Origin of the sequence: Streptomyces cellostaticus, from assembly GCF_001513965.1 — a bacterium.
Classification (GTDB): domain Bacteria; phylum Actinomycetota; class Actinomycetes; order Streptomycetales; family Streptomycetaceae; genus Streptomyces; species Streptomyces cellostaticus.
The window spans coordinates 198,657-223,643 of record NZ_KQ948029.1 but is presented as its reverse complement, the minus strand read 5'-3'; the positions used below and the strand labels follow the sequence as shown (position 1 = coordinate 223,643).

At 71.0% G+C, this 24,987-nt stretch carries 21 protein-coding genes and 1 pseudogene; 5 read left to right on the top strand and 17 right to left on the bottom strand.

What is annotated here, in order from left to right:
* The coding region (locus tag AQI88_RS26495; protein WP_341849524.1) for a HEAT repeat domain-containing protein at positions 1–1,222 on the top strand (1,222 nt) is incomplete at its 5' end.
* Positions 1,223–1,493: 271 nt separating this feature from the next.
* Here AQI88_RS26495 and AQI88_RS26490 read toward each other — a convergent pair.
* Positions 1,494–1,922: a VOC family protein gene (locus AQI88_RS26490; protein ID WP_067003847.1), complete on the bottom strand. Its 429-nt coding sequence runs from the start codon at positions 1,920–1,922 to the stop codon at positions 1,494–1,496.
* A gap of 237 nt (positions 1,923–2,159) precedes the next feature.
* Between AQI88_RS26490 and AQI88_RS26485 the strand changes: the two are divergent.
* Both AQI88_RS26485 and AQI88_RS26480 read left to right on the top strand, forming a co-directional pair.
* Positions 2,160–2,468, top strand: a pseudogene (locus tag AQI88_RS26485) (SMI1/KNR4 family protein); the annotation flags it as partial.
* Positions 2,469–2,952: 484 nt separating this feature from the next.
* On the top strand, positions 2,953–3,717 hold the full coding sequence (locus AQI88_RS26480; RefSeq protein ID WP_159050399.1) for a glycoside hydrolase family 12 protein: 765 nt from the start codon (positions 2,953–2,955) through the stop codon (positions 3,715–3,717).
* 888 nt (positions 3,718–4,605) lie between these two features.
* Here the strand turns inward: AQI88_RS26480 and AQI88_RS26475 are convergent.
* The 3 genes from AQI88_RS26475 to AQI88_RS26465 all read right to left on the bottom strand — a co-directional run bounded on the left by AQI88_RS26475 (position 4,606) and on the right by AQI88_RS26465 (position 6,881).
* Positions 4,606–5,517: a hypothetical protein gene (locus tag AQI88_RS26475; protein WP_079057809.1), complete on the bottom strand. Its 912-nt coding sequence runs from the start codon at positions 5,515–5,517 to the stop codon at positions 4,606–4,608.
* 178 nt (positions 5,518–5,695) lie between these two features.
* Positions 5,696–6,121 (bottom strand): peptidoglycan-binding domain-containing protein, encoded by a 426-nt coding sequence (locus AQI88_RS26470; RefSeq protein ID WP_067003841.1) that lies wholly within the window; start codon positions 6,119–6,121, stop codon positions 5,696–5,698.
* Positions 6,122–6,338: 217 nt separating this feature from the next.
* A complete protein-coding gene (locus AQI88_RS26465) occupies positions 6,339–6,881 on the bottom strand; it encodes a DUF1707 SHOCT-like domain-containing protein (RefSeq protein ID WP_067003839.1) in 543 nt (180 codons plus the stop codon).
* 316 nt (positions 6,882–7,197) lie between these two features.
* On the opposite strand from AQI88_RS26465, the gene AQI88_RS26460 reads away from it, so the two are divergent.
* A complete protein-coding gene (locus tag AQI88_RS26460) occupies positions 7,198–10,233 on the top strand; it encodes an AfsR/SARP family transcriptional regulator (protein ID WP_067003837.1) in 3,036 nt (1,011 codons plus the stop codon).
* Positions 10,234–10,455: 222 nt separating this feature from the next.
* On the opposite strand, the gene AQI88_RS26455 is transcribed toward AQI88_RS26460, so the two are convergent.
* The 13 genes from AQI88_RS26455 to AQI88_RS26395 form a co-directional block, all read right to left on the bottom strand.
* Positions 10,456–10,644 (bottom strand): hypothetical protein, encoded by a 189-nt coding sequence (locus AQI88_RS26455; RefSeq protein WP_067003835.1) that lies wholly within the window; start codon positions 10,642–10,644, stop codon positions 10,456–10,458.
* 84 nt (positions 10,645–10,728) lie between these two features.
* Positions 10,729–10,944: a hypothetical protein gene (locus tag AQI88_RS26450; RefSeq protein WP_067003833.1), complete on the bottom strand. Its 216-nt coding sequence runs from the start codon at positions 10,942–10,944 to the stop codon at positions 10,729–10,731.
* A 126-nt stretch (positions 10,945–11,070) separates the two neighbouring features.
* Positions 11,071–12,498, bottom strand: coding sequence for a helix-turn-helix domain-containing protein (locus AQI88_RS26445; protein ID WP_067003831.1), 1,428 nt, complete (start codon positions 12,496–12,498; stop codon positions 11,071–11,073).
* A gap of 176 nt (positions 12,499–12,674) precedes the next feature.
* Positions 12,675–13,379 carry a PIG-L deacetylase family protein gene (locus AQI88_RS26440; RefSeq protein ID WP_244184319.1) on the bottom strand — a complete coding sequence of 235 codons (705 nt, stop codon included), beginning with the start codon at positions 13,377–13,379 and terminating at the stop codon, positions 12,675–12,677.
* Positions 13,367–14,284 carry an NAD-dependent epimerase/dehydratase family protein gene (locus tag AQI88_RS26435; protein WP_067003829.1) on the bottom strand — a complete coding sequence of 306 codons (918 nt, stop codon included), beginning with the start codon at positions 14,282–14,284 and terminating at the stop codon, positions 13,367–13,369. Before AQI88_RS26435 ends, AQI88_RS26440 begins: the two co-directional genes overlap by 13 nt.
* A 115-nt stretch (positions 14,285–14,399) precedes the next feature.
* Positions 14,400–15,722, bottom strand: a complete 1,323-nt coding sequence (locus AQI88_RS26430) for a UDP binding domain-containing protein (RefSeq protein ID WP_067003827.1) — start codon at positions 15,720–15,722, stop codon at positions 14,400–14,402.
* A 186-nt stretch (positions 15,723–15,908) separates the two neighbouring features.
* Positions 15,909–17,567: an ATP phosphoribosyltransferase regulatory subunit gene (locus AQI88_RS26425; protein ID WP_067003825.1), complete on the bottom strand. Its 1,659-nt coding sequence runs from the start codon at positions 17,565–17,567 to the stop codon at positions 15,909–15,911.
* A gap of 23 nt (positions 17,568–17,590) precedes the next feature.
* Entirely contained in the window at positions 17,591–18,472 is an 882-nt protein-coding gene (locus AQI88_RS26420) for an ABC transporter permease (protein WP_067003823.1), read from the bottom strand.
* Complete coding sequence (locus tag AQI88_RS26415; protein ID WP_067003821.1) at positions 18,465–19,220, bottom strand: ABC transporter permease; 756 nt, start codon at positions 19,218–19,220, stop codon at positions 18,465–18,467. The genes AQI88_RS26420 and AQI88_RS26415 overlap by 8 nt, the downstream gene beginning before the upstream one ends.
* Positions 19,220–20,158, bottom strand: coding sequence for an ABC transporter ATP-binding protein (locus AQI88_RS26410; protein ID WP_067003819.1), 939 nt, complete (start codon positions 20,156–20,158; stop codon positions 19,220–19,222). The genes AQI88_RS26415 and AQI88_RS26410 overlap by 1 nt, the downstream gene beginning before the upstream one ends.
* A gap of 3 nt (positions 20,159–20,161) precedes the next feature.
* Complete coding sequence (locus AQI88_RS26405) at positions 20,162–21,394, bottom strand: hypothetical protein (RefSeq protein WP_067003816.1); 1,233 nt, start codon at positions 21,392–21,394, stop codon at positions 20,162–20,164.
* A complete protein-coding gene (locus tag AQI88_RS26400) occupies positions 21,391–22,314 on the bottom strand; it encodes a hypothetical protein (RefSeq protein WP_067003814.1) in 924 nt (307 codons plus the stop codon). Before AQI88_RS26400 ends, AQI88_RS26405 begins: the two co-directional genes overlap by 4 nt.
* A gap of 4 nt (positions 22,315–22,318) precedes the next feature.
* Positions 22,319–23,539, bottom strand: coding sequence for a M16 family metallopeptidase (locus tag AQI88_RS26395; protein WP_067003812.1), 1,221 nt, complete (start codon positions 23,537–23,539; stop codon positions 22,319–22,321).
* 516 nt (positions 23,540–24,055) lie between these two features.
* Between AQI88_RS26395 and AQI88_RS26390 the strand changes: the two genes are divergently transcribed.
* Positions 24,056–24,987: nucleoside-diphosphate kinase (locus tag AQI88_RS26390; protein WP_159050398.1), on the top strand; the 932-nt coding region annotated here is incomplete at its 3' end.

The following is a 24,987-nucleotide window of genomic DNA, read 5'->3' as shown; positions in this document are numbered from 1 at the left end:
CCCCGATACCCCGGTGCAACCGGTTGTCAGTGCTGTTCGGCAGGGTGTGCATGTGACGAATCGAGACGAGGAACGTGGCGCGCCCATCTGGTCTGGACTGCCTTCGACGGCCAGAGAGCTGCTCATGGCAACTGAATGGGGCGCCCTGCAGCATGCATATGGGAGCGCCGAGGACACCCCGCCGTACCTGTGCCAACTCCTGGACGAGGATCCCGAGGTGCAGGCCGAGGCACTGGGAATGCTCGATATGTCCGTGCTGCATCAAGGATCCCTGTACAGCTCCACCCCGCCGGCCGCACTGTTCGTCGCAGCGATCCTGACCCACCGCCAGACTTTGGCCGAGCACGAGAGCTTCTTCCCCTGGGACGACCGGACCCGACCCCTACGGGCCGCACTACTCGACTGGCTCGGCCAGATCGCCGACTCGGCCTCCTACGGCGAGGTTCCCGGCAGCCAGGACGAGTACGGGGATGAGTACGACGGCGAGGACGAAGACGAGCTCGAACCGATCCACGCATGCCGGAGTATCCGACGCGAGCTCTACGACGCGGTCGAACCGTTCCTCGACGATCCGCATCCGGACACCCGAGAGGCAGCCCTCGGAGCGGTCACCCTGCTTCTGAAGGCACCCGGCCTCGCCGAGCTCGTTCCCCGCGCCGCACACCGCCTGCGTAGCGTTCTCGCAGCGGACGGCAGCCGCCGAGAACGCTCCTCCACAGTTCTGGTGATGGGCGCCTGGGGCCAGGACACCACCGGCCTCCTCAACGATCCTGATCCAGCCGTGCGCACCTGCGCCGCTCTGGCCAGCAGATGCGCGCACATGCCACGCGCCACCGCCGTCCTGCTCGAAGCCCTGCAAAACCCGGTCGAGGCAGACCACTGGTTCCCCGACCCACTCCCTCAATTCGACGGCTGGCTCCGCTTCACCCTCCTGCAGGCCGTCCTTGACCGCGTCGATGCCTTCGAAGACCTGGCTCCGGCGGCCATGGCCCTGATACCGCTCGCCAGCGACTTCACCGTCGACCGCGACTGGGGTCCGCTGCTCGTCAAAGCCTTCCCCACCGGCTACAGCCCCGGCCTGTCACTGTCGGCCGCGCAACGAGAGCTTCTGCAAGCCGTCACCGCCAATGACAACTGCTGGGGGAACATTGGCAACAAATTCCGCTGGCTCGGGGAAGTCGGCCTGCCAGAGCAGCGGGACGCCATCCGAGCCCTGCTCTGATCACACGGTCGCCGACTGATCTGGTCCAAGAGCAAAGCCGGTCCGCAGTCCGCTGTGTACGGGGCAAACGTCGTTGCTCAGCGTGCGACGCAATGAGAACCCTGACAGCACTAACGAGAAGCAGTGAGAATCCGACAGGCTCAGTGCGACAGGACACGTCTGCCCAGAGGCCACCACCAGGCATCACCGGTCCCGGTGACAACAAGCTGCCTTTGTGACAACCATCGCGCCTCGGCTCAACGGCTCCCCTCCTCGCCGGCTCGGGGGACGCTCAGTCGAGACAGAACTCGTTGCCCTCGATGTCCTGCATCACGATGCACGAATCGTTGCCGTCGTACAGGAGTCGCACGCGTACCGCGCCGAGCGGGACCAGTCGTGCACACTCGGCCTCGAGCGTGGCCAGGCGCTCTTCACCCACGAGCCCGGTGCCGACCCGCACGCAAAGATGCACCCGATTCTTGACGACCTTGCCTTCGGGAACGCGCTGAAAGAACAGTCGCGGGCCTACACCTGAGGGATCACTGCAGGCGAACCATGAACCCTGATCCTCAGGCGGCCGCGAGCGGTCGAAATCGTCCCACGTGGCGAACCCCGCCGGTGGCGGCGATACGACGTACCCCAACACCTCGCACCAAAAGCGAGCGACGCGCTCGGGTTCCGCGCAGTCGAAGGTGACTTGGAACTGCTTGATCGATGACACAGGCGCACCATAACAGGGGACTCTGTTGCCCATCTCCCGGTAGGAATCTGCGTGTTGAGAGGAGGATGGTCCTTGCGAGCCGCTGCTGTGCCGTGCGGTCGCAGGGGGTGCCCGATGTCGATGCTGCCCATGGGTTGCCCGCCGTTCCGGACCAGACCGCCGAGGCATGTGGGGCGCCGGGCAGTTCACGCGGTGGCAGGGGCCCCGGGTGTCGGTGGTGGCACGTACGGTCTGCGCATGACAGATCAGTGGTGGGCGGACCTACGTCAGCGGGTTGAGGCGGCTGGTGCGGGGCCTGAAGGCAGCAGGGTTTTCGGGGCATTGGGGCACGAGTGGGTCGTGGAGGACCCGCTCACCCAGGGCGAGCTTGCCGAACTCGAGGCTCAGACAGGCGTGCGGTTGCCGGAGGAGTACCGGACCTTCCTGCTCCGCATCGGCGCGGGCGGCGCCGGCCCCGCGTACGGCCTGTTCCCGGTTCGGCGCGTGCAGGGTCGTTGGCGTTGGGAGGGCGACGGCGCGGACCTGGCAGACCTGTCGAGGCTTGCCGCTGTCTGAGTTTTCCCGGCCCCACCAACTTCGGGAAGTTCTTCACCCGTCACATCGGCACCTGCCCCGGCACCTTCCGCCACATCCACCAGGGCCAGTAGCGGTTCCGTGAAGGCCAGGTGGCGGGCGCGGCCGATGCTATTCGATGCGCTTCGACAGTGCTGTCCGCAGGTGAAAGAAATGTGTCTTCCTGCGCAGGGCCTTGCTGTTCAGACGCCCCATCATTATTACTTTCCACAGACGCAAGCGCTTCGATACTTCGCACCTGCGTCTGGCACTCCAACTGCGAGCAGTGGAAGGAACCACTTCGCCCAGGGCCGGCCATCGAGCCGATCAAATCGGCCAACTGCGCAAGCACCTCGGACGGGGCTGAGCCGCGCCGTCCCGAGCCCGGACTCGCCGGCGAGCGACACCTCGCGGCGCCAGAGTCCGCCACCAGACCGGGGGGGTCCGGAACAACCCATCGCCGTCCTTGGAGGGACACATGAGATGGCAAGCCCTTAAATCCATCAGCAGCAAGTCGGCCGGGTTAGGTCGACTGGCCCTGATCGTCGCCGTGATCGCCGGGTTCCTGAGCATCGCGTCTCCGGCGCAGGCCCAGGTGTACTCCACCTGCGACCAGTGGGGTCAGTACACCCAGGGCACCTGGACGATCTACAACAACGTCTGGGGCGACAACCACGGCACGCAGTGCCAGACCGTCGACAGCATCAAGTCCTGGTACGTCGATGCCAACCACTCCGGCGGCGGGATCAAGTCCTACCCGAACACCTCGGTCCGGCCCCAGACGCCGCTGTCGCAGTTGAACTCGGCGGGCTTCTGGTACAACACGTCGTCGGCTCCCGTCGCCGGCAGTGACCACTGGAACTGGACGAGCGACATCTGGTCGGCCGGCAACCAGGACGAGATCATGGTCTTCACCAGATGGTCCGGGACGGCAGGCGGCTGGGGAAGGCAGATCGCGTCCAACGTGACCATCGGCGGCGTCCTGTACGCGTCGGTCTGGCAGGTCGATCCCGGCTGGAACGTCCTGCAGCTCATCCCCGCCCAGCAGAGCAACACCGGCAGCATCGACGCCTCGGCGGTCTGGCGATGGGCCGCGTCGCAGAACCTCCTGCGCAACACCAACTTCGACGCGATGCAGTTCGGCATCGAGATCACCTCGACCAGCGGCGTACAGAAGCGGTACTCGCTGAACGCCTACAGCGCCTGGTGGAACAACACCTCCGGCGGCGGATCAAACATCTAGCCGCAATACGCGCGACACGACGGTGCACTCCGTCCGCGCATAGCGACGAACGCCGGAGAGATTCCCAAACGCATACCTTGCCGCCGGGCCTCGAACGACAAAATCCGGCGGCAAGGTTTGCGGAGTCTTCGAATTCAGGCGGGGTGGAGGTGGCCTCGGGCCCGGCGGGTGGTGACGCAGCGTGTGCGTAGGCGTTGGTTGGTGGGGTTGCGGAAGCCGTGGGCGGCTCGCGCGGCACCTGGCAGGTGGAGTACACCGCAGGCAGCATCGGGCACGCCCCCGGTGCGACGCTGACAACACGGATCGGCACCGTCGACGAGTACGGACCGGACAAGGCCACGGGCAAGGGTCCGTACGGTCTGGGTGACACTGCCACCACTGGCGACGTGAACCGGAAAGCCGACGCGACAGGGGCGTGGTCCACCCATGAGGTCGTGAACTCGGGTCCTCGCCCTTCTGGCTCCCCTCGCTCGCACACCCGGACCACTACAGTCACCCTCCACGTGGCTGACCGCGCTGGTTCGGCCACAGCAGAGGACAAGTGCACACTGACGGTGGGCTGAGCGGAGCGCGCATTGTGCTGGACCGGCGGGATAACCGCTGAGGTGCCGCCGGTCCGGCCATGCTGCCGGCTTCACCGAAGATCCGGTCTGTCGCGGAGCGCACCCCCGATCGTCCTGCCCCATGCGGCTGCAGCTGTACGGCCGCGCCTCCTTCGCCCTGCTCAGAGCACGCATCCTCCTGAAGCCGCAGCCGTCACGGAAACGCGGTCGGCCTTGTGCCTCTCTGCAGCCGTCGGCAAGGGCCGCGACGACGACGGCGTGCCATCGCGCGGTGGGTGCCTGGCCCGGCCGTCGCCGACGGTGCGTCGGGGCGGTGGGCCCGGGATCAATAGTGCTCGCCGCGGGAGGGGTGCGTCGGCAGGCCCAGGCCGGTGAGCCACAGCTCGCCGTCGTCGCCCGCGCTGATGTCGTGTGCCCTCAGCTCGTCCGGGCAGGTGGCCTTGCGAGCGCGGCATTCGGCGATGGTGAGCTCGGCGATCAGCCGTGGCGCGTCAGGGTCCGTTTCCGGCAACTCGGTACGCCACTGGTGGTCCTCTTGGATGCGCCATCCACGCTCGCGCATCTGCGCCTGCCGCTCCTCGGTCTGTTCGGTGCCCCGGTCATGGACGCAAACGGCCAGCTCACGCCCGTGGTCGGCCGGTGTGTACGACACGATCATGTCCCGGCCCCAGTCTCGGGCGGTCCACAAACAGAAGCCGATCCAGTCCCCCGGGGCCTGGACGGGATACTGCTCCACCCACGCGGCGAGCATCAGCTCAAGACCCGTGATCGCATGATCCCAGCTACCGGCGACGATCACCCCGTTGTACGTCCACGACGGAGCGAGTCCAGGACCCTTACGGTCGAGCTGCCATATGTAGGGCAGCGCGTCGAATGTCTGCCCGTTGCGCCCGGGGTGGGTCCGATCGAAGGTCTGCCATTCGTCACGTTCGAACTCATCGGCGTCGTGCACCGACAGCTCGACGTGGGTGTGGTCACCGGACAGCAGCAGGACCCTTTCAGGGCTGCACCAGCGCACACTCGGACCCTTGACGGCGCCACCGAGCAGGGTAGGTGCGCCGATACGCGCCACGATCGCGTCGTACACCGGGCGCAGTGCCTGGCGGCGGGCGAGACGATCCGCTCCGGCGGGGTAGGTCAGGACAGGCACAGGCTCTGCGCCCATGCCGCCGGAGCGGGTGAAGAGGGCTTCCGCGATGTCCCCGGCCCGAGTCGCCGGGTCACTCTTGTCGGTCATGCGGATCAGCGTCGCATTCCCGAGCCTGGTCAAGTGCGCCGGGTTGTGTACGAGCGCGACATTCCGCCGACGTGTCCTTCACGACCGCGCGGCCACAGCGAACTTCAGAGCTCCTCGTCACAGGGCCCCGCCGAAGCGGGGCCCTGCGGAGGGTCGCGGAACAGACGCCTGCTGCTGACTACCAGGTGGTGGGCAGGTAGTTGTAGCAGTAGGCGGACTTGGTCCCCTGGTGCCAGGCGTCGTTGGGCATGTTGGAACCGGTGTAGTACGGGTCGCCGTGCGACATGATCGCGTTGCCGGTCCTCGGGCCGACGACGCCGTCCTGCGACAGCCCCATCTCCCCCTGGAACTCCTTGATGGCCGCCTGGGTGGCGGGCCCGAAGGTGGAGTCCTCGGCGATGGTCGGCGCGTCGGAGCCGGACTTGACGATCCAGTAGTTGATGTTGTGCTGGACGCACCACACCGCAGCGCCGGTGTTCGGCTTGCCGGAGCCGATGTAGGAGGCACCCGTGTTGGCGCTGGCCGAGGTGGCGACGCCCATCAGTGCGGCTCCGGTCATGGCGGCGGCAATACCACCCTTGACGATCTTGGACTTGAAGCTCATCAGACTTCCCCCGTCTGCGAGTTGTGAAGCCCGAACCCCTCGGGCCGTCACGAGACTCGCACAGAATGATCATCAGAATCAACACGCATAGCGCGTGTTTTACGGATGAACAACTAAAAGGCCCGCAAAGCAGTCGGCCCCGGACTCCCCCCTCTGACGCCAGGCCCAAAGCAGGCATGTCTCCGCAGGTCAGGCGGTCCTGGTGCCAGAGGGAACCTCAACGTCGGGCGTGGCGGATCTTCAACCGTCCGAACCCCATGGTCCCGGAGATCCGGATCCTCGGCCCGCCGGGGCGGGAGCGCCGCCGGGTCCTGTAGAGCAAGTCCTTCCAGCCGGTGCGCAGACCCTCGACGTCGACGATCGCGTCGCGAGGCACCGTGATCCTGGCCCTGCCGGTGCCGAGTTGCAGCTCGATGTCGACCACCGCATGCTCGATGACCGCCCGGGACAGATCCAGATGCACCCTTCCGAATGCGGACTCGACCTTGAGGCTCCGAGGTACCCGCCATACGCCGCGCCGCTTGATCCGTCCGCCGGCGGCGGCAATCGTCAGCGTTGTGCCCGCATTCTCCTTTGGGAGCAAGGCCAGAGCCGACACGAGCTCGCCGTGCGACTTGGCGGCGAGCACCTGGTGAAGGCGTTCGTCCAACTCCTCGTGGGAAATGTGCCCTTCGGCGTACGCCTCCTGCAGGCGCCGCACGGCCGTGTCGCGGTCGTCTTCGCCGATCAGTGGCAGCGAGTCTTCCGGTAAGGGGGTCACCGTTTCACCCTACTGCCGTACCGGCGACGCGAACGCGTCAAAGTCCGTAGCGGGCAAGGCAGCCCAGGACCTGCTACCTCCAGTGCTACCCGGCCGTCCGCTTCGGCGAGGCCCAGTCCGTGCCCTGGGCCATCGGGGCGCTTCGTGACCGCATGCGCCGGCGCGGCCTGCCAAGTGATCCTTCTGGGCAGCATCGGCGGCCTGCCGCAGGAGGCGGGAGTCGTCCGGTGAACCGCTCACGGAAGCGCCAAGAAGTGGATCCACGACCTGGTGGATTCCGTCTTAGACCGCATCTACGGACGATTGGAGGCACAGGATGGCAGAAGGATTCCGTTTCGAGGTACTCGGCACGGTCCGCGCCTACCGGGGCGACGTCGAGCTGCGCGTGGGACCACCGCAGCAGCAGGCGTTGCTGTCCCTTCTGCTGCTTCGCGCCAACAAGCCCGTCTCCATGGCGCAGATCGTCGATGCGCTCTGGGCGGACGCGTCGCCGACCCGGGCGGTGACCACCATCCGCACCTATGTCTGGCGGCTGCGGAAGCTGCTGGAGCCGGAGGCCGCCGCGCCGACCGTCCTGGAACTGGCCGGCGACGGCTACCGGCTGGCCGTGTCCGAGGGGGCGCTGGATCTGTGCCGGGCCGAGCAGTTGGCCGCCGAGGCCGCGCGCGCCGCGGCCGACGACCGGGTGCCGCAGGCCGGGCAGTTACTGGCGGAGGCCCTGAACCTCTGGCAGGGGGAGCCGCTGGCCGGGGTGCCCGGCCCGTTCGCGGAGCGGCAGCGCGCCCGGCTGGAGGAGTTGCGGCTGGCCCTGCTCGAAGAGCGCTTCGAGCTCGCCCTGACCCTGGGGCACCACCGCTCGGCCGTACCGGATCTGGTCGAGCTGACCGACGCGTACCCGCTGCGGGAACGCCCTTACGGCCTGCTGATGCGCGCGCTCTACGGGGCGGGCCGTCAGGCCGATGCCCTCGCGGTGTTCAGCCGGGTGCGCGACCTGCTCATCGAGCAGCAGGGCATTGAGCCCGGTCCGGAACTGGCCGAGGTGCACCGGCGGATCCTCGCCGGTGACCCCGCGCTGGCCGGGCCCGACCCGGTGCGGTCGGCGGCGCCGTCGGAAAGGGGCACCGAAGGCTCCCCCGGCCCCTGCGCGCCGGGGCGGGACGACACGGAGGCCGGCCAGCCGGAGCGGCCGCCTTCGGCGGAGGCGCAGAGGACGGCAACGGTGCCCGCGCCGTCGCCGGTGCCCGCCCAACTCCCCTATGATTCACCGGACTTCGTCGGCCGGACCGAGCAGGTCGACACCTGGCATGCGCTGCTCACCGCACCGGTGCGCCGGACGCCGGTCGTGCTGGCCGTCGCCGGGATGGGGGGCGTCGGTAAGACCTGCCTCGCCCTGCACATCGCCCATCGGGCCCGCGACCACTACCCCGACGGCCAGCTCCACGCCGATCTGCGGGGCAACGGAACCGACCCGGCGGAACCGGGCTTCGTGCTGTCCGGATTCCTGGCCGCGCTGGGCGTGCCCGAGGACCAGGTGCCCGATGGCATCGAAAACCGCTGCCGGCTCTTCCGGTCGCTGGTCGACGGGCGGCGGCTGCTGATCGTCCTGGACAACGCCCGGGATGCCGCCCAGGTCCGGGAGCTGATCCCCGGATCGTCCAGCTGCGCCGTCATCCTCACCAGCAGATCGCCCATGTTCGACCTGCCGTTGACGGCCCAGCTGCTGCTGGAGCCGTTCCGCACCGACGAGGCGCTGGCCCTGCTCGGCTCGATCATCGGCCGCGAACGGCTGGCAGCGCAGCAGGAGGACGCCCTGAAGCTGGTCGGGGCCTGCGGTCATCTGCCGCTCGCGGTGCGGATCGTGGCCACCCGGCTGTCGGCCCGGCCCGCCTGGACGGTGGCGACGCTGACCGCGCGCTTGGCGGACGAGCAGCGGCGCATCGCCGAGCTGCGGATCGGCGCGCTTGCCATCGACGCCGCCTTCGAACTCGGCTACCAGCAGCTCACCGTCGCCCAGGCGCGGGCGTTCCAACTGGTCGCCCTGGCCGGTGCGGCCGACATCGGGGTACCGGCGGCGGCTGCCGCGATCGGTGTCGACGAACTCACGGCGGAGGCTCTGCTGGAATCGCTGACCGATGCCGCCATGCTGGAGTCCACCAAACCCGGCCGCTACGGCTACCACGATCTTGTGCGGGTCTTCGCCCGGCAGCGTGCGGAGGCGCACGACCCCCAGGAGGCGGCAGCGGCCCTAGGCAGGCTGCTGGACTTCCTGCTGGCAACGGCCGCCAGCGCGTTCCCGTACGCGGTCCCCGGAGACCCGGTGGCGGACGCGTTCGGCCCGCTGAGATCGGCCGGGCTGAAGTTCCACGATGTGCACGCCGCCCGTGCATGGGTGGTGGCCGAGATCGACGGCTTGGTCGCCGCCGCGCTCAGCGCCGTCACCCTGCGTCTGCCGGAGGCGGCGGAGGACCGGCTCGGCAGCGCGGTGGACCTGCTGCTCGCGGTCAGCCCGTTCACCCACGCCGGCTGGTACGACCGTCTGACCCCGGTGGCTCTGGCGCTCACCGAGACCGCGGAACTGACCGGCTGCCGGAGGATCATCGGGCGGGCACGGATGCTCTGCGGGGGCATCGCACTGCGCGCGGGCAGGGTCGCCGACGCGGGGCGGCACGCCGGTCTGGCCATCGAGGCGGCCCGTGCCGCGGGAGACATCTACGCCCTCCGCCAGGCCCTCAACGACCGCGGCCTGGTGGCGCAGTTCCTGCGCCGCTTCGAGGAGGCGGCGGCCTGCTACGACGAGGCGATCGCCCTGGCGCACACCCTGGGCCACCGCTCCGGTGCGGCTGCGACGACCGTCAATGCGGCGCTGGCCCAGGTGCGCAGCGGGCGGCCGGAGGAGGCCATCCCGTCCTGCGAGTCCGCGCTGGCGCTGATGCGCGAACTGGATGACAACGTCGGTGCGGCCTACGCCCTGTATGTGCTGGCCCTGGCCCTGCACGAACTGGGCCGCTACGAGGAGGCGGTGGCCCGCTACGGCGAGGCTCTGGTGGTGTGCCGGACGGCCGGACTGCGGGAGCGGGAGGCGCAGGTGCTCTACCGGCTGGCGGAGACCTTGCGCAGCACCGGGAGGGAGCGGGAGGCCGTGGAGCACGCGGCCGCGGCGATCGCCCGCTGCGAGGAGGCGTGCTCCGAGCGGGACCGGGCGCAGGCCCTGGTCGTCATGGGGCGGGCGCTGGCCGATCTGGGGGAGACGAGCCGGGCCAGGGACCATCTGGAGCAGGCCCGCGGTGTCTTCACCCACCTCGGGCTGCCCGATGCGGCCGATGTGTCGAAGCTGCTGGTCGGGCTGGGCTGACAGCGCCGTTGCGGGACGGGGCGGCTGGTGGGCGGCCGCTCTGGTCCACCCGGGGGACGGGCGGTGACGAACGCCCACCCGGGCGGAGCGTTCCAGGAGCCCCGCATGCCGGGCGAACGGCCGGCGTGCGGGACCCGCGCCGCAACCCTGGCAGCACAGGGCAACGGCCGCCCGGGGCGCGGGGATGCCCGCGCCGCCGGACGGCCGCCTGTCAGCCGTGGCTCACATCTTCGCGCCCGGCGGGTGGTACTCGGATCCGGTGTTGTTGACCGCGGCCTGGATGACGATGTGCTTGCCCATCGGTGTGCGGGTGTGCGCCAAGCCGGCGGAGGCGGAGCCGGCAGCGCCCAGGGCGCTCGCGGCGAGCAGCGTCAGGCCGAGTGCCGCACAGGCACGAGGCAGCTTCGACATGGGGTGGTCCTCCTTGACTCTCACCACCGGTGGTCTGCCGATGGTTGGTTGAGCGGGTGGTGCATGGCTGTTGACGGGGTTCCGTCAACAGCACAGGGGGATGTCCCGGGCCGGCGAGATGCTTTCGATCCCGGTCACCACGGCGCGGCGCTCCGGTGTCGGCACCATGGCGAGTTGGGCGGGGAGCACCGCCAGCAGCAGGGCCGGTACGACCGCCCGGACGAGACGGTGGTGGAACGGGCCGGCGACGGCCTCGCCGGGCCTGTGGACACCGGCGGGACGGCTGGAGGCGTGCGTCATGCGGAGCGTCTGCTTTCGTCGAGGGGAGGAGCCGGTGAGCGGTGCCGGGAAAGGGCGACCGCCGCTTCCCTGCGCTGTCTCCTCCGACGTTAGGCGCCGACGATCAACACGGACTCAGCATCCGATCTACGGCCGCACAGATCGCCGGTGATCGGCGGGCCCGGCGGCGGGCTCGGTGGCGGCCGCTCGGGTGGCAGATGGTCCGGTGGCGGCGGTTTCGGCAGCGGCTGGTTCGCCTGCGGCCGGGAGCAGGCTGCTGCGCTGGCCGAGGCAGCGCAGACTCTGGCGGTAGGCCCACAGGGCCCGCTCGGTGTGCCCGGAGCGCTCCAGCAGTTCCCCGAGGTCGTTCCAGGCGGAAGCCGCCTGCCGGTCCGCCTCGGAGGCCTCCAGCAGCAGCGCGGCCCGCTCGCAGCCGGCCTCGGCCGCCGCGGCGTCGCCGAGTTGCAGTTGGGCGCCCGCCAGCACCAGGAGGGTGCGTGCGGTCTCCAGCCGGTGGCCGGTGCCCAGCAGTTCCAGTGCCCGCCGGGCGTGCTGCTCGGCCTGACGGGGGTCGGCCTCCAGCAGGCAGGCACGGGCCAGCGCGGTCTCGCAGTACGCCATGTCCACGGTGCTGCCGTGGTCGGCCAGGGTCTCGGCGCTGCGCTCCAGCTGTGACTTGGCCTCCGCGATGTCGCCGGACTCCGACTGCATCAGCACCGATGCATAGGCGTTGCGCAGCCGGGACAGCGCCCGGGCGTCGTCGCCCTCGGAGTAGATGGCCAAGGCGCGTTCCAGCAGCAGCAGGGCGTCGGCGGAGGCGCCGTTGCGGTGCGCCACCACCCCGGCGTTCCAGTAGGCGGCGCCCAGGGCCTTGCGGTCGTCGATCTCCTCCGCCTCCTCGATGGCGGTCCGGGCCAGGGCGGCCGCGCGGTGGAGATCACCACGCTCGCAGTGCAGTCCGACGAGCGTGGCCAGCAGCTCGACGCCCAGCACGGTCGGGGTGAGCCGGAGTCGGCGGGCCTCCTCCAGGGTGGCGGTGGCCAGGTCGATCGCATGGGCCAGATCGCCCGTCTCGCGGTAGCAGCGGCACAGTGCCACCGCCACCGCGAGCCGCGGGATCGGGGACGGTCCGTGGCCGGCCTGGTCCAGCAGTACCTGGTAGCGGTCGGCGGCCTCCTCCAGTCGGCCGTCGTGCTCCAGGGCCTGGGCCACGCCGTACTCGGCGGTCAGCCGGACGTCGTCCTGCCCTGCCGCGGCGGCCTTGTCGCGGACCGTGGTGTAGGTGTCCAGGGCGGTCTTCGGGTCGCCGTTGCGCAGGCTGATCTCCGCGTAGCGCAGTTCCGTCTGGAGGGTGTTCTGCCGTTCGGGTGCCAGCAGTTCCAGCAGATGCCCGGGGTCGCAGCCGAGCCGGCCGGCGATCTGCTCCAGGACTTCCGGGGAAGGGGTCCGCTTGCCCGCCTCCAGCAACGAGATATAGCTCGGGGAGAGGTTCTCGCCGGCCAGGTCCATCTGCGACAGGCCCGCTGCGCGGCGCAGCCGGCGAATCCGTGACCCCAGAGCCTGCGATTCCGCCATGATGGCTTCCCCTAATTATGACTGACGGCACGACACACCGAGTGAATATGCAGTGAATATACTCGGTCAAGGCCAGGTCGGGCCAGGCCGTGCCCATGTCAGGCCCGGCGCCGTCCGGGTCGGCCACCGGGTGCGGGGCGCCGACGGGCCGCTCCGGGACGGGCGGGCCGTCCGGTTCAGTCGGCGCCGGGCAGCCCCCCGAGCCCATGGGCCCGCTCCACCACGAAGCCCTCCGCGCGGTCGGTTCCGCTCAGGCTTCCGTAGAAGCGGTCCGCGGCATCCACCGCCGCCAGGTCGACGGGGCGGAAGCCGGGCCGGGCGGTGCCGAACGGTTCCAGGGCGCGCCGCTTGGCCGCGGAATGCGCGGTGATGTCCACGAACACCTGCGGGGCGAAGCGGGAGAACGCCGGGGTACGGGTCTCGCCCGGCCGCATCCCGTAGAGGTCGACACGGCACGTGCGGGTCGCGGCGGCGGCCGCCCGGGCGGCGAGGCGGTGGTCCGCGTGGCCGTCGCCGCTCCAGTGCGTGAGCACCGCCCGGGGGGCGACCTCGGCGATCAGCTGGTCCACCGCGGCCACCAGGGCGATCTCCCCGATGTCGACGACCTGCCGGTTCTCGCCGCCGGTCGGCCAGCGCAGCTCATAGCCGAGAGCCGCGGCCGCCTGCTCGGTGTACCGGGTGCGCCGCTCGGCCCCCGCACCGGACTCCGGCAGCGAGAGGACGGCGGTGACCACCCGGACCCCGCGCGCGGTCAGGTGGGCGATGGTGCCGCCGGCGGCGATCTCCGCGTCGTCGGGGTGGGCGACCACCACCAGCACGCTGACCGGGCGGTGCCCGGCTCCCCATGCGGTCCCGGGGGCGGGGGCGCTCACACCTGCCATCCGTAGAAGGCCACCGTCTTGTCGATCAACTCGGCGGGCAGTTGGGCATACCAGTCCAGGGTCTGCGCCAGGGAGGTGGTGTAGTCGCTCAGCCGCGGGTCGCCGAGCACATCACGCAGCTCGGTCATGTCGGCGGTGAGGACGGTGCGCGGCACCTCGCCGGGGCGCATCGGCAGGTGCTGGATGCCCGCGGAGTTACCGAAGTACTCATTGACCGCGGTGGCCACCTCGTTGACGCTGACGCTCACCCCGCTGCCACAGTCCGGGATCACATCGGTGCGCTCGGTGCGGGTGAAGCGGATGGTCATGTCGGCGAGGTCATGGGAGTAGACCATGTCCACGATCTGCTCGCCGTCGCCGAACACCTGGATCGGCAGGCCCCGCATGGCCTGTGCGGCGAAAGCGGGGACGATCTTGCGGATGGGGAGCAGGGCCTGGCCGGGGCCGTAGGCGTTGTAGTAGCGCAGGGAGCAGATGCGGCTGGGCCCGGAAGCGTTGGCCATCTGGGCGAAGGACTCCGCCGCCGCTTTGGTGATGGTGTAGGTGTTCAGCCAGACGTTGGGCTTGCCGGGGTAGAAGACCCGGGGCACTCCGCAGGTGCCGGCGGCCTCGAAGACCTTGACCGTGCCGCCTATGTTGACGTCGATGGCTTCCTGCGGGGTCTCCTGAAGTTCGGAGGTGCCGAGAACGCCTGCCAGGTGGTAGACCTCCTCGGCGCCCTGAAACGTCTTCATCAGCACGTCGGAGTCACGGACGTCGCCCTGCACGAAGCGGGCGTCAGGACGCAGGCCTTTGGTGCCGATGGGCACCAGGTCCAGGACGGTGACGTCGTGGCCCTGCTCGATCAGACGGCAGGCGATGGTGCTGCCGAGGAATCCGCTTCCGCCTGTGACAACGGCTTTCATGAGGTCTCCTTGGTGCTGGTGTGCGCAGTGGGTGAGGGGTGAGCGCGGGGTCGTACGGACGCCGGGCGGTGCGGGCGGCGTGGTGCCCGCGGGGGGCTCAGGGCCGGGGCGCGGCTCAGGGCCGTGTGGCGGGGGTGCCCCATTCCGCGTAGCGGACGGCGGTGTCGCGCAGCGCGGCGCCGTAGCCGCCGAGGTTGTCCACCACCGTCGGCGGGTTCTGCAGCCCGGCGAGGCGGCTGGGCAGGTCGCCGTAGAGGGCGTGCGGGGTGGCGGCGATCAGTGTGCCGAGGCTGCCCAGGTCGTCCGGCCAGCGCAGCGGCCGGGCGCCGGTGAGGGCGGTGATCTCCTCGGGGGTGAAATAGGGGTCGTGCAGCAGCACATCGGCGCCGCGGGCGAGCAGGTGCTCGGCGATACGCCGGGCGGGCGAGCCTTCGACGATCCTGGCATTGGGCGCATAGCTGAGGCCGAGGATGCCGATGGGGCCGTCAGCGATCCGAAGGATCGATTCCGCGACCCGGGCCGGGTGGTCGCCGTCCCAGGACATCGCCGAGGTGACCAGGGGCAGCACGGTGTCCTCGTCCACCCCGTCGACGGCGAACCGGGGGCTGAGCGGGATGCAGTAGCCGCCGATGCCGATGGAAGGGTGGAAGGTGGGCACGTTCCACTTGGTGCCGGCCAGCCGCAGCACTTCGGGCACGTCCAGGCCCGGGTATGCCTCCGCGAGTTGGTTGGTCAGCACCAGATCCAGGTAGCGGTAGAGGTTTTCCACCGGCTTGGTCAGCCCGGCGTGCCGCCAGTCCGGCGCGGGATGGACGACATCGCTGATCGCGTCGTACAACTCCCGGGCCACCGGCAGGGATTCCGGGCGGGCGGTGCCCAGCACCCGGGGCAGGCTCCGCAGGTTCATGTCGGGGGAGAGCATCCAGTCACGGCGGGGTGCGGCCACCAGATGGAGTGACGCCTCGGTCGTGGGGTCCGCGTCGAGCGCGGCGGGCACCAGTTCGTCGAGCCAGCGCAGGCTGACCGTGCTCTCCAGGGCGATCAGGGTCTCGCCGCCGGTGCGGGCCCGGCCGATCGCGGTCAGCACCGTGGTCAGCGGCCCGGTCACCGGCCGGCCGTCCCGGTCGGTGTTGACGCAGACCAGATGCACCCGGGCGGCGACCGCTGCGGTGTCATCGGGGGTCGCTGCCCGCAGCCGTCCGCCGGACCGGGCGTCGGCGAGAGGGATGACGTCCTCGAAGCCCGGCAGCGGCACCACCCCGGCGTTGATCTCGCGAACCCGGTGTTCGTCGATGTCGAGCACCGCGCAGGAGAAGCCCGCCTCGGCCAGTGCGCACGCGGCGGAGAGACCGATGAAGCCCGCCCCCCACACCGTGACGGACTCTGTCCGGTCCTGAAGCGCCGCCAGAAGCGGGCGGGGGGGTGTCGAGGGATTCATCGGCCTACTCCCTTGCATCGAGTCTAATTGACTGAATGATATGGACACATTTACAAACAAGTCAATATTTCAGTCACAAACATGGGGATGGTGGTGCACGTGTACATCTGGAATCGAGGTCCAGAATTGAAGGGGAAAGGGGTTTACCAAGGACCGGGCACTGTCAGGGCCTGAGGCCGGGAGCCGTCAGGTTCGGCGGCCGGCCGCCACGACGGTCTCCTCGCCCGCATCGTCGCGGCGGGGTGCAGGTGAGCGGTCAGCCGCCTGTGGCACCGCGGCCAGCGCCACGTTTCTGGTGATCCCGGTGGCGGCCGCGTTCTGCAAGGTCAGCCGCCCGGTGGCGGCCTCCTGCTCCCCCACCAGCGCGAACCACTGGCTGGGCCGGGCCGGTACCCGGCGGAGCTGGCGCCCGAGCCGCCGGGGCCGCCAGTACTCCAGTACGTCGTACCCGGCTCCGCGGAGCCGCCGGGCGGCGGCCATGAAGGTGCGCAGGTCGGCGGAGGGCATGCGCATCAGATGCACGCACTCCGCCTCAGGCACCGGTCCCAGCTCGGCCAGCAGATTGACCGAGGCGCTGGTGCTCCAGCACCTGCTCAGCCCGATGTCCAGGGTGCGCACCATGTGGTGATAGCCGCCGCCGTCCCCCAGTGTCCGGCCGTCCCCGGTGCGAGCCAGGAAGCACAACCCGGCCTGGTACTCCGGCGCGTGCTCCCAGTCCAGGCCGAATTCCACACGGACACCCAGCTCATGGGCGATCGTCAGCACGGTCCGCAGATGGGCCATCCGCTCCGCGGCCACCGGCTCCGCCGCCGCCACCCGATCCGGGGCCTCCTCGAGCGGCAGTCCACGGCAGAGCAGGGAGAGACGGTCCAGGCGCCGCAGGAAGCGTTCGTGTGACGGCGGAGCCAGGTCTGCATCCCGTACCCCGGCAAGATCCCCGGGTTCCCCGGGTTCCCCGAGGTACCCGGACCCGGCGCGCTCGGTGCCCTGCGGCTCCCCGGCGCTGCTCCCCGGTCCCCCGGCCTCCTGGATGCTTTCGGCGTCCCCGGCCTCGATGCCCTTGAAGCGCTCGACGTCGCCGATACCTTCGGCTTCGCCGGGCTCTTCGGCGCCCCCCGGCTCCCCGGCGGTGCGCGCCACACCCTTCTCCGCGCAAGCGTTCTCGCCGGCTTGGCCACCCTGCGCGTCCCGAACCACCCCGGAACCGCGCGCGGCCTCGCCGCCTCGCGCCGCCTCCCCGCCTCGCGGCGGCTCCCCGGGCGGCTGCGCCAGGCCACGGCGACGGAGGTGGAGCGCGGCACGGGCGGCGGCCGGGCTCAGGCCCTCGTCGGCGGCGATCGCGTCGAGCACCCCGTAGTCGCAGTACTCCAGCCTGCCCCCGGCGGCGGGGCCCAGCATCTCGAAGAGCGCGGCCCAGAGTCGCAACAGGGTGAGATCGGCGGCGAGTTCGTCGGTCTCGTTGCAGATGACCGCGACTGCCTGGCTCCAGCCCCGGTGCCGCTTGCGGCGATACCGTGCGATGGGCACGCAGGCGGCGCCGAGGGCGCTGCCGCCGCTCGTCAGCCGCCCCGCCCCGGCCAGCGCCCGCAACACAGCCACCAGCGAGTCCGCGGTCAGGGCGAGCCGCCGCCCGGAGAGATCCTCGAAGGTGAAGATGCGTCCGGTGGCCGCGGAGCCGAACCGCTCGAAGGTCTCCGCGTACCCGACCGGCGCCACCGTGACGGGCGCGAAGCCGAAGCTGCGCGTCACCGACCGGAACATCGACTCGGCCCACACCCCTTGGGCTGCCTCCTCGCCCACCAGATCGCTGAACCCGCGGGGCAACGCCTCGAACGCGTAACTCATGTGTCCCTCCCTGGGGAGCGCGCTCAGCGCAGCGAGAGCGATCCGGTGCGGACGGTGTGCCGCAGCGCCCTGGTCAGCAGCAGCCAGGCCAGCAGCCCCCAGCCCGCCGCGACGGCGGCCTCACCGGCCACCGCGCCCAGGTCGAGCACGCCGCCTGCGGCCAGCGTCCGCGCCGCCGACAGACCGTGGGTGAGCGGCAGGATCCGGGCCAGCAGACCCGTGGCACCGGACTCGGGCACCGGCGTGCTGACCCCGGCGAGCAGCATCAGCGCGATCGTGGTGCCGGCGGTCAGATACATCCGGGAGCCGGGCCTGCGCACGCTGATGCTGGTCATGCACAGGGCCAGGCAGTAGCAGGAGACCGTGCTGAGACAGAGCACGGCGAGGATCACCGGCAACGCCGCCCAGTGCAGCGGCACCCCCAGCAGCGGCGAGACCACGCAGAGCGCGATGGTCGAGGTCAGCAGACCGTCCGCCATCCAGTGCAGCCCCCGCGAGGCCAGCACCAGGAAGGTGCTGCCCCGACTGAGCAGCAGGAACTGCAAGGTGCCGGAGACCCGTTCGCCGACGGTGGAGGAGACCACGCCCAGCGAGCCCAGCGGCCCGAGGACCGCGGCGTTGCCGAACGCGAGATAGGCCTCGGCGGAGGGAGAGCCCACCAGCCGGCCCAGGCCGGCGAAGAACAGCACCTGGCAGATCAGGCGCACGGTCCAGCCGAACAGCCAGGTCCGCAGCGTGAACATCGCGCGGTAGTCCCGATAGCTGGCCAGCGCGCCATAGGCGACCTGGCGTGCGGCGACGCGCACCCGGGCGAGGGGCGACGGGCGCTGCGCGGGGACCGGATCCGGGGCGAGGCCGCCGCCGGGCAGGCGACCGCAGATGCGTTCGGTAGCGAACTCAGTCATGGAGAACCACCCGTCCGGTGCGTACGAAGGACAGCACCCGCCGGACGGCCCACAGCCCGACGGCTGCCTGGAGGCCGACCAGGACGCACAGCACGGTCAGCCGGACGCCCAGATCGGGCACCGGGCCGGCGGCGGCGTCCCTCAGCAGTTGCGCCCCCCAGGAGAGGAAGAAGCCCCGGGCGATCCACCGCAGCGGCCCGGGGAGCGTCGCGACCGGCAGGATCAGCCCGCCCAGCAGATAGAAGGGGTAGGTCAGGGCGTTCTGCAGGCTGCGGGCGGCGCGGACCAGGATCATCAGACCGCTCATCAGCAGCGCGGTGGCCGCCACCCCGGCCGTCACCAGCGCTGCGACCAGCAGGGTGAGCCCCGGCCGGTCCACCCGGATCGGCAGCCCGAACACCCAGCGGCCGACGAGGAACATCTCCCCGAGCACCGGCAGTGCGAGCGAGGCGGTCAGCAGGGTCCGCATCGCCAGCGCGAGCAGATAGCGGGAAGGGGTCAGCAGGGAGAGGCTCAGGGTGCCCTGGGCCCGGTCGTCGTCCACCGTCTGCGAGGCCACGAACACCGCGTGGGACCAGGCGCCCATCAGGAAGGCGGTGATCGCGGTGGTGGTGGCCAGCCCGCCGTGGTGGTGGCTCTTCAGGAAGTGGAAGAAGACCAGCGAGTAGAACGGGATCACCAGCAGCGTGGCGAAGAGCTGGGGTGAACGGATCAGCATCTGCGCCTGGGCGCGCACGAAGTGGAGCATCAGAGCGCGAACTCCCGGTCGGTGATGACCGTGCGGTACAGCTCGGTGAGCCCGGGCGGCGCCACCGCGATCTCGGTGGCCTGCGCCTGCACCAGCACGGCCAGCGCCGCGGACTGGGCCTCCGCGCCGTCGAGCCGGGCGGTGAGACTGCCCTGCTCGGTCACCTCGACGGTGCCGGGCAGTTCCGCGATCCGGGCGGCGGCCTCCGCACAGACGCCCTCGGCACGGATGGTGCGCGGTGCGCCGATCCGGGCCAGCAGTTCCCCGGCGGCACCCATGTGCAGGATGCGGCCGTGGTCGATGAGGGCGATGCGGGTGCAGACGTCCTGGGCCTCCTGCATGTCATGGGTGGTCAGGACGACCGTGCAGCCCGCTTCCTTCAGGTCGTGGACGAGCTGCCGGAAGCCGGCTCCGGCGTGCGGATCCATGCCGTTGGTGGGCTCGTCCATGATCAGCAGCGGGGGGCGGCTCAGCAGGGCCCGGGCGAGGTGGACACGCTGCACCATGCCGCGGGAGAAGAGCTCGACACGGTCATCGGCGCGGGCGCCGAGCCCGAAGCGCTCCAGCATCTCATCGGTGCGCTGCCGGGCGGTCCTGCCGCCGAGGCCCTGGAGGGCCCCCCAGTACAGCAGGTTCTGACGTGCCGTCAGTCGTCCGTAGAGGCCCCGGTCGCCACCCAGGACCAGGCCGATCAGGCGGCGGACCTCCTTGGACTGCCGCACCACGTCATGGCCGCCGATCCGGGCGGTGCCGCAGGTGGGCAGCAGCAGGGTGGTCAGGATGCGGGAGAGGGTGGTCTTGCCGGCGCCGTTCGGGCCGAGCAGACCGAGCACCTCGCCCTCCCCGATGCTGAAGGTCACCCCGTCCAGCGCGGTGACCTCGGCACCTCGGCGGGGGGTGAACACCCGGCCGAGCTCCTGTACTTCAACGATCGCCATGGCTCAGCTCCCGCTTCCGGCACGGAGGGAACGACCGGCCGCCGCACCCTTCGCGGCAGCGTGCGCCGCGTCGTACGACGCGTCCTGCATCACTTCCGGCGCCGTGTCCCGGGGTGCCTGCGGGGACGGCGCCGGGGCGGGGGCGGTGGCCGGGGCCGGACGCTTGGGCCACGGGGCGAGCGCGGACAGCGCGGCCACCGCCGCCTCATGGTCGGCGGGGTCGACGAGTTCACCGGTGACCAGCAGGAAGTCGGCCACCGGGGTGCGGCGGAGCAGCACCCCGCCAAAGTCGTGGTCCTCCACCGCGTCTCCGGTGCCGCGCCGCAGCGGTTCGGTGAGCTGGAAGCCGTAGCGGCGCGGCTCCTGGGCGGCGGGGCCGAGGGCGTCCCGGCGGGCGCGTTCGAGGCGGGCGGGCTCACGCAGCCCGTCCAGCAGCTCCGCCGGGATTGCGGAAGCCAGGGCCGGGTGGCCGATGGCCTTGCCGCACAGCTCCTCCAGCTCCGGCGCCAGCGCGTAGTCGGCGGCGGCACGGGCCAGGGCGGCCGGGACGGGGGCCGCGGGCGAGGTGAGGACGCAGACCAGGTCCAGTACGTCCTTGAGGGTGAAGTCGCGCTGGAAGCGCTCCTCCGCCACCGCCAGCACATCGGCGTACACCTGCTCGGCGGGCAGCTCGGGCCGGAGCGGCACAGCCTGCTCGGGCAGTCCGCCATAGGCGAAGGTGGTCACCTCCACCCCGCGGTCGAGGTCGAGCATCGGATCCTCGCCGAGCCACCACACCGAGACCAGCAGATCCCGCCGGCCGCCCTCGCACAGCTCCGTCATCAGGGCTTCGCCCGCCTCCCGGCGGTCGAGCACCTCGCCCAGCACCCGCCACAGCGTCGCCTCGTCGGGGACGACGACATCGAGGTCGCCGATCGCCCGCAGCAGACCCGCCGGGTAGTAGCGGGCCAGGGAGGGGCCCTTGACGGTGCGCGCCCCGGGCACCGCGCGGACCGCCGCGTCCAGCTCCTGGTAGAGGTCGGACCGCCGGGTCATCCGGGCCAGCTCACCGCGGGAGCCCTCGCCCAGGGCCACGCCCTCGCGCTCGGCCAGGGAGAGCACCAGGGTCGACACGACGGCGCCCTCCTGCCGCGCCCGCCGCAGCAGATGGCGGGGAGCGAGGTCGCGCTCGACCTCCAGCAGCTCGTACAGCAGGTCGAGGCTGAGGGGGAAGGTGGAACGGGTCGGTGGGTTCACGGAGTCTCTTCCTGGTCCTGGGATGCGCCTGCGTCCTCGGTCCCCGGGCGGGACCCGTGGCGGTACTGATGGGTGCGGCGCCAGCCGCGGGCCTCCAGGGCCGCGGCCACGACTCCGCTGCGCCCGGCCTCGTCGAGGCCGTGGCAGACATTGCCCACGAGGGGCAGCCCGAGGCCGTCCGCCAGGCGGGCGGAGGCCTGCACCAAGGCCGTGACAGCGGCGGACCGGAGCAGGGGATCGTCGATGAGGATGTCGACGAGTTCCACGAAGTCCGTTCCGCTGGGGTCGTCATGGGCGTCGACGCAGAGGGTGGCGTGACCGGCCGGCTGGTCGCGGCCGTCGGCGTACACCACGAAGGTGCGCCGGCCGGGAGAGTCCAGCAGGGCGTCCACGGCGGCGCGCACCGCCTCCGGACGGGTGGTCAGGCCGCGGTCGGCGGCGGCGGTGACCATGGCCCGGCGCAGCCAGTCGTGGACGGCGGCATCATGCTCGCGGGCCTCGTCCAGGGCGACCGTCAGCCCGGGGGTCTCCGCGCCCTGCGGGGCGCGCCCCGCCTCGACGGGCAGCGACAGATAGCTCAGACGAGGGGTGAGTGCCGGATGCGGGTCATCGGCGCCGGCCACCCGGACGATCGCCTCGGTGCACTCCGGGAAGCGGGCGAAGAGCGCTGCGAGGAAGGCCGGCGCTGCGCGGAGCAGGCGCGGGTCGGCGTACTCCACCAGGCACTGGTCGACTCCGGTGAGCGGCTCGTGGTACTCGCCGGCCACGTACACCAGACCGTCGATCCGGTGGAGCAGACCCGCCTCGTCGGCGGCGGCCAGATAGTCGTCGCAGGCGGTCAGGGCGGCGCCGGCCGCCGCAGCGGCACTGGGCCGCGGGGCGCTGCTGGGCGCCGGGACGGCGCCGGGGTTCGCGGCCATGGGGTCAGTCCGCCTCGGGCCGCACCACGGCGACCAGTTCGCGCGCCACCTCGGCCGCCGCGGCGGCGACCTCGTCCGCAGTGACCCGGCCGATGGCCTCGATCTCCTGCTCGGGCAGGGTGACATCGGCCGCCAGCGCCTGGTCGGCGGCGAGCCCGATGGCTGCTTCCTGCTGGGACTCGGCGCGCAGCACGACCTCCACCACGGCCTGCCGGACGGCTGCCGAGAAGGGCTCCTCGCCGGGCCCGCCGGAGGCGACCTCGGCCAGCAGCGAGCGGAAGGAGTCCAGGAGGCGAGGGGCGTTGGCGGGTTCGGAGCCGGCCAGGAACCGCCAGGCACCGGTGTCGCTGTAGCTGCGGGACCAGGACTGGAAGGAGTAGGCGAGCGCCTCGTCATTGCGGATGCGCGCATAGAGCAGGGACGCGGGGCTGGATCCCATCAGATGCCCCAGCACGGTGTAGGCGTGCCGGCGCGGATCGCCGTGGCGCGGCGCCCGGCTGCCGGCCATCAGCCAGCAGAACTCGTCGGGCCAGCGCTCCGGGAGCCCGGCGCGGACCGGGGGCGGGGTCTGCGGCGGGCGCGCGCCGAGCGGCGCCGCGGCCGGGAGGATGCCGAGGCCCGCCTTGTCGAGGGCGGCGAGCAGCTCCTCGGCGGGCAGTCCGCCGACGGCGCTCACCGCGACCGGTGCGCCGGCCAGAACCTGGCGATGGGCCTCGCGCATGCCGTCCACCGTGATGCGCGCGATGCTCTCGGGGTCGCCGCCGACCGGCGATCCGAGCGGGTGGCCGGCGAACAGCCGGGCCAGGAAGGCGTCCTGCACCGCGTCGGAGGGGTCGGAGGCCGCAGCGCTCAGTTCCTGGAGGACGACCTGGCGCTCCCGGTCCAGGTGGGCGGCGGTCAGCTCGGGGCGGAGCAGGGATGTGCCGATCCAGCCGATGACCTCCGGCGCGTCCTCGTTGAGCACCTGGGCGTGGATCACCAGGAGTTCGGGGCTGGTGAGGGCGTTGCAGTTGCCGCCGAGCCGCTCGATGCGCTCGCTCAGCGACGGGCCGCCGTCCAGCGGGACCGACATGACGAGGTGTTCGAGCATGTGCGTGGCGCCGGCGACTCCCTCGGGATCGTGCCGGGCACCCGATCCGAGGGCGACGCACACGGTGGTGGTGCGACTGCCGGGGGTGTGGTCCACCAGTACGGGAACGTTCTGCATCAGGAGCTGTTCGGTCACGGGGGAGGTCTCCGTCGCTGCGCGGTGCGGGCGGGGGCCGTCAGGGCCTGGGAATGCGGCGGCCGGGCTGCCGCCGGTACGGGGTCCGGCGACAGCCCGGCGCTCGGCCTGCTTACTTGCCCGTGCGGACCTTGATCTTGTCGAGACGGGGGCGCAGACCAACAGCGTGGTTACGGGTCATGATGACTCTCCTTCATAGGTGTTGAGATACCGCAAGGCATTCGGTTCCTTGCCGGTGAAGCGATATGACCATGATCTTGACTGGCTCGTCAAGTGCTCTTGTCAATAATCTTGCGAGCGGGCCGCGACGACGACCATACGTACCCCAACACACGTGAGGCTCCCGGAGTTTGAGCCGGTCCACAGCAGACCCCCGAACAGGGAGACTGTCCGCCACCCCGGCCTGAACAGGACCGCGCAATCCACCGGACGGTAACTTGACTACAGTTATTGACTAGCCTTGTAATCCTGTGTCAATCTCACCGTGAGAACCATGCGAACGTAGAGGGGAAGCAGTTGGGACGCCAGTCGGAGAGCCAGCACTCCCTGCTCCTGATCAAGCCGGACGGGGTGTCGCGCCGCCTCCAGCCGTTCATCCTCGACACGGTGCGGGACGCCGGACTGACCGTCCTGTGCCACCACCGGATCCTGTTGGACGAGGACGACATCCGCAGAGCCTTCGCCGACATGCGGCGCAGCGAGAACCCGCTGGAGCACCTCACCCTCGATCTCTGGTACGCGCACCAGCCCATGGAGGTGATCGTCGTCCGCGGTGGCGACGACACCGTGGAGAGGGCCGCCGCCGTCAAGCGCAAGGCGCGCGCCGCCTACCGCCTCGGGGTGTGGGCCAATGTGGTCCACACCCCGGACCACTGGGAGGAGTTCGCGCTCCAGCTCTCCGTCTTCGGGCAGCGCTGCCCGGACTGCCGGGCCCTGCTGGCCGGTACCGACTTCGGGGACTACGAGGACGTCTGGCAGGCCTACCCGCCCGGGATCCTGCTGCCCCCGCGCTGGCGCGATCCCGAGGCGCTGCGCGCGGTCGTCGAGCCGATGTGGCGCGACCCGTCCTCCTGCGTCTGGCGCCCCACCTACCCCCGCCTGTACGAGGCGCCGCACCGCGCGGACGGGCCGCGGGACCACGCCGTCTGCGTCACCCGCTCGCCCAACCAGCTCTCCTTCGACAACCTGGTCGCCGCTGTGATGGCCGCCCTGCCCGGCATGGACTTCCCGCAGGCCTTCGAGGTGATCTTCACCTCGCTGCACCATGCCGAGTTCCCGCTGGCCGCCGGCACCCTCGCGGAGTGCCGGAGCTATGCGGCATCACTGTCGGACACCGGCCTGCGCACCGTCATCCGCGCCCTGGACGACGACTTCTGCTACCCCGCCGAGGACCGGCCCCGGACGCCGGCACCCGGCCGTCCGGAAGGCTCCGCCGTGACCGCCCCCGC

Coding starts and splice junctions, on each gene's coding strand:
- AQI88_RS26480 (WP_159050399.1), top strand. CDS start 2,953: ATGAGATGGCAAGCCCTTAAATCCATCAGCAGCAAGTCGGCCGGGTTA.
- AQI88_RS26475 (WP_079057809.1), bottom strand. CDS start 5,517: ATGACCGACAAGAGTGACCCGGCGACTCGGGCCGGGGACATCGCGGAA.
- AQI88_RS26470 (WP_067003841.1), bottom strand. CDS start 6,121: ATGAGCTTCAAGTCCAAGATCGTCAAGGGTGGTATTGCCGCCGCCATG.
- AQI88_RS26460 (WP_067003837.1), top strand. CDS start 7,198: ATGGCAGAAGGATTCCGTTTCGAGGTACTCGGCACGGTCCGCGCCTAC.
- AQI88_RS26455 (WP_067003835.1), bottom strand. CDS start 10,644: ATGTCGAAGCTGCCTCGTGCCTGTGCGGCACTCGGCCTGACGCTGCTC.
- AQI88_RS26450 (WP_067003833.1), bottom strand. CDS start 10,944: ATGACGCACGCCTCCAGCCGTCCCGCCGGTGTCCACAGGCCCGGCGAG.
- AQI88_RS26445 (WP_067003831.1), bottom strand. CDS start 12,498: ATGGCGGAATCGCAGGCTCTGGGGTCACGGATTCGCCGGCTGCGCCGC.
- AQI88_RS26440 (WP_244184319.1), bottom strand. CDS start 13,379: ATGGCAGGTGTGAGCGCCCCCGCCCCCGGGACCGCATGGGGAGCCGGG.
- AQI88_RS26435 (WP_067003829.1), bottom strand. CDS start 14,284: ATGAAAGCCGTTGTCACAGGCGGAAGCGGATTCCTCGGCAGCACCATC.
- AQI88_RS26430 (WP_067003827.1), bottom strand. CDS start 15,722: ATGAATCCCTCGACACCCCCCCGCCCGCTTCTGGCGGCGCTTCAGGAC.
- AQI88_RS26425 (WP_067003825.1), bottom strand. CDS start 17,567: ATGAGTTACGCGTTCGAGGCGTTGCCCCGCGGGTTCAGCGATCTGGTG.
- AQI88_RS26420 (WP_067003823.1), bottom strand. CDS start 18,472: ATGACTGAGTTCGCTACCGAACGCATCTGCGGTCGCCTGCCCGGCGGC.
- AQI88_RS26415 (WP_067003821.1), bottom strand. CDS start 19,220: ATGCTCCACTTCGTGCGCGCCCAGGCGCAGATGCTGATCCGTTCACCC.
- AQI88_RS26410 (WP_067003819.1), bottom strand. CDS start 20,158: ATGGCGATCGTTGAAGTACAGGAGCTCGGCCGGGTGTTCACCCCCCGC.
- AQI88_RS26400 (WP_067003814.1), bottom strand. CDS start 22,314: ATGGCCGCGAACCCCGGCGCCGTCCCGGCGCCCAGCAGCGCCCCGCGG.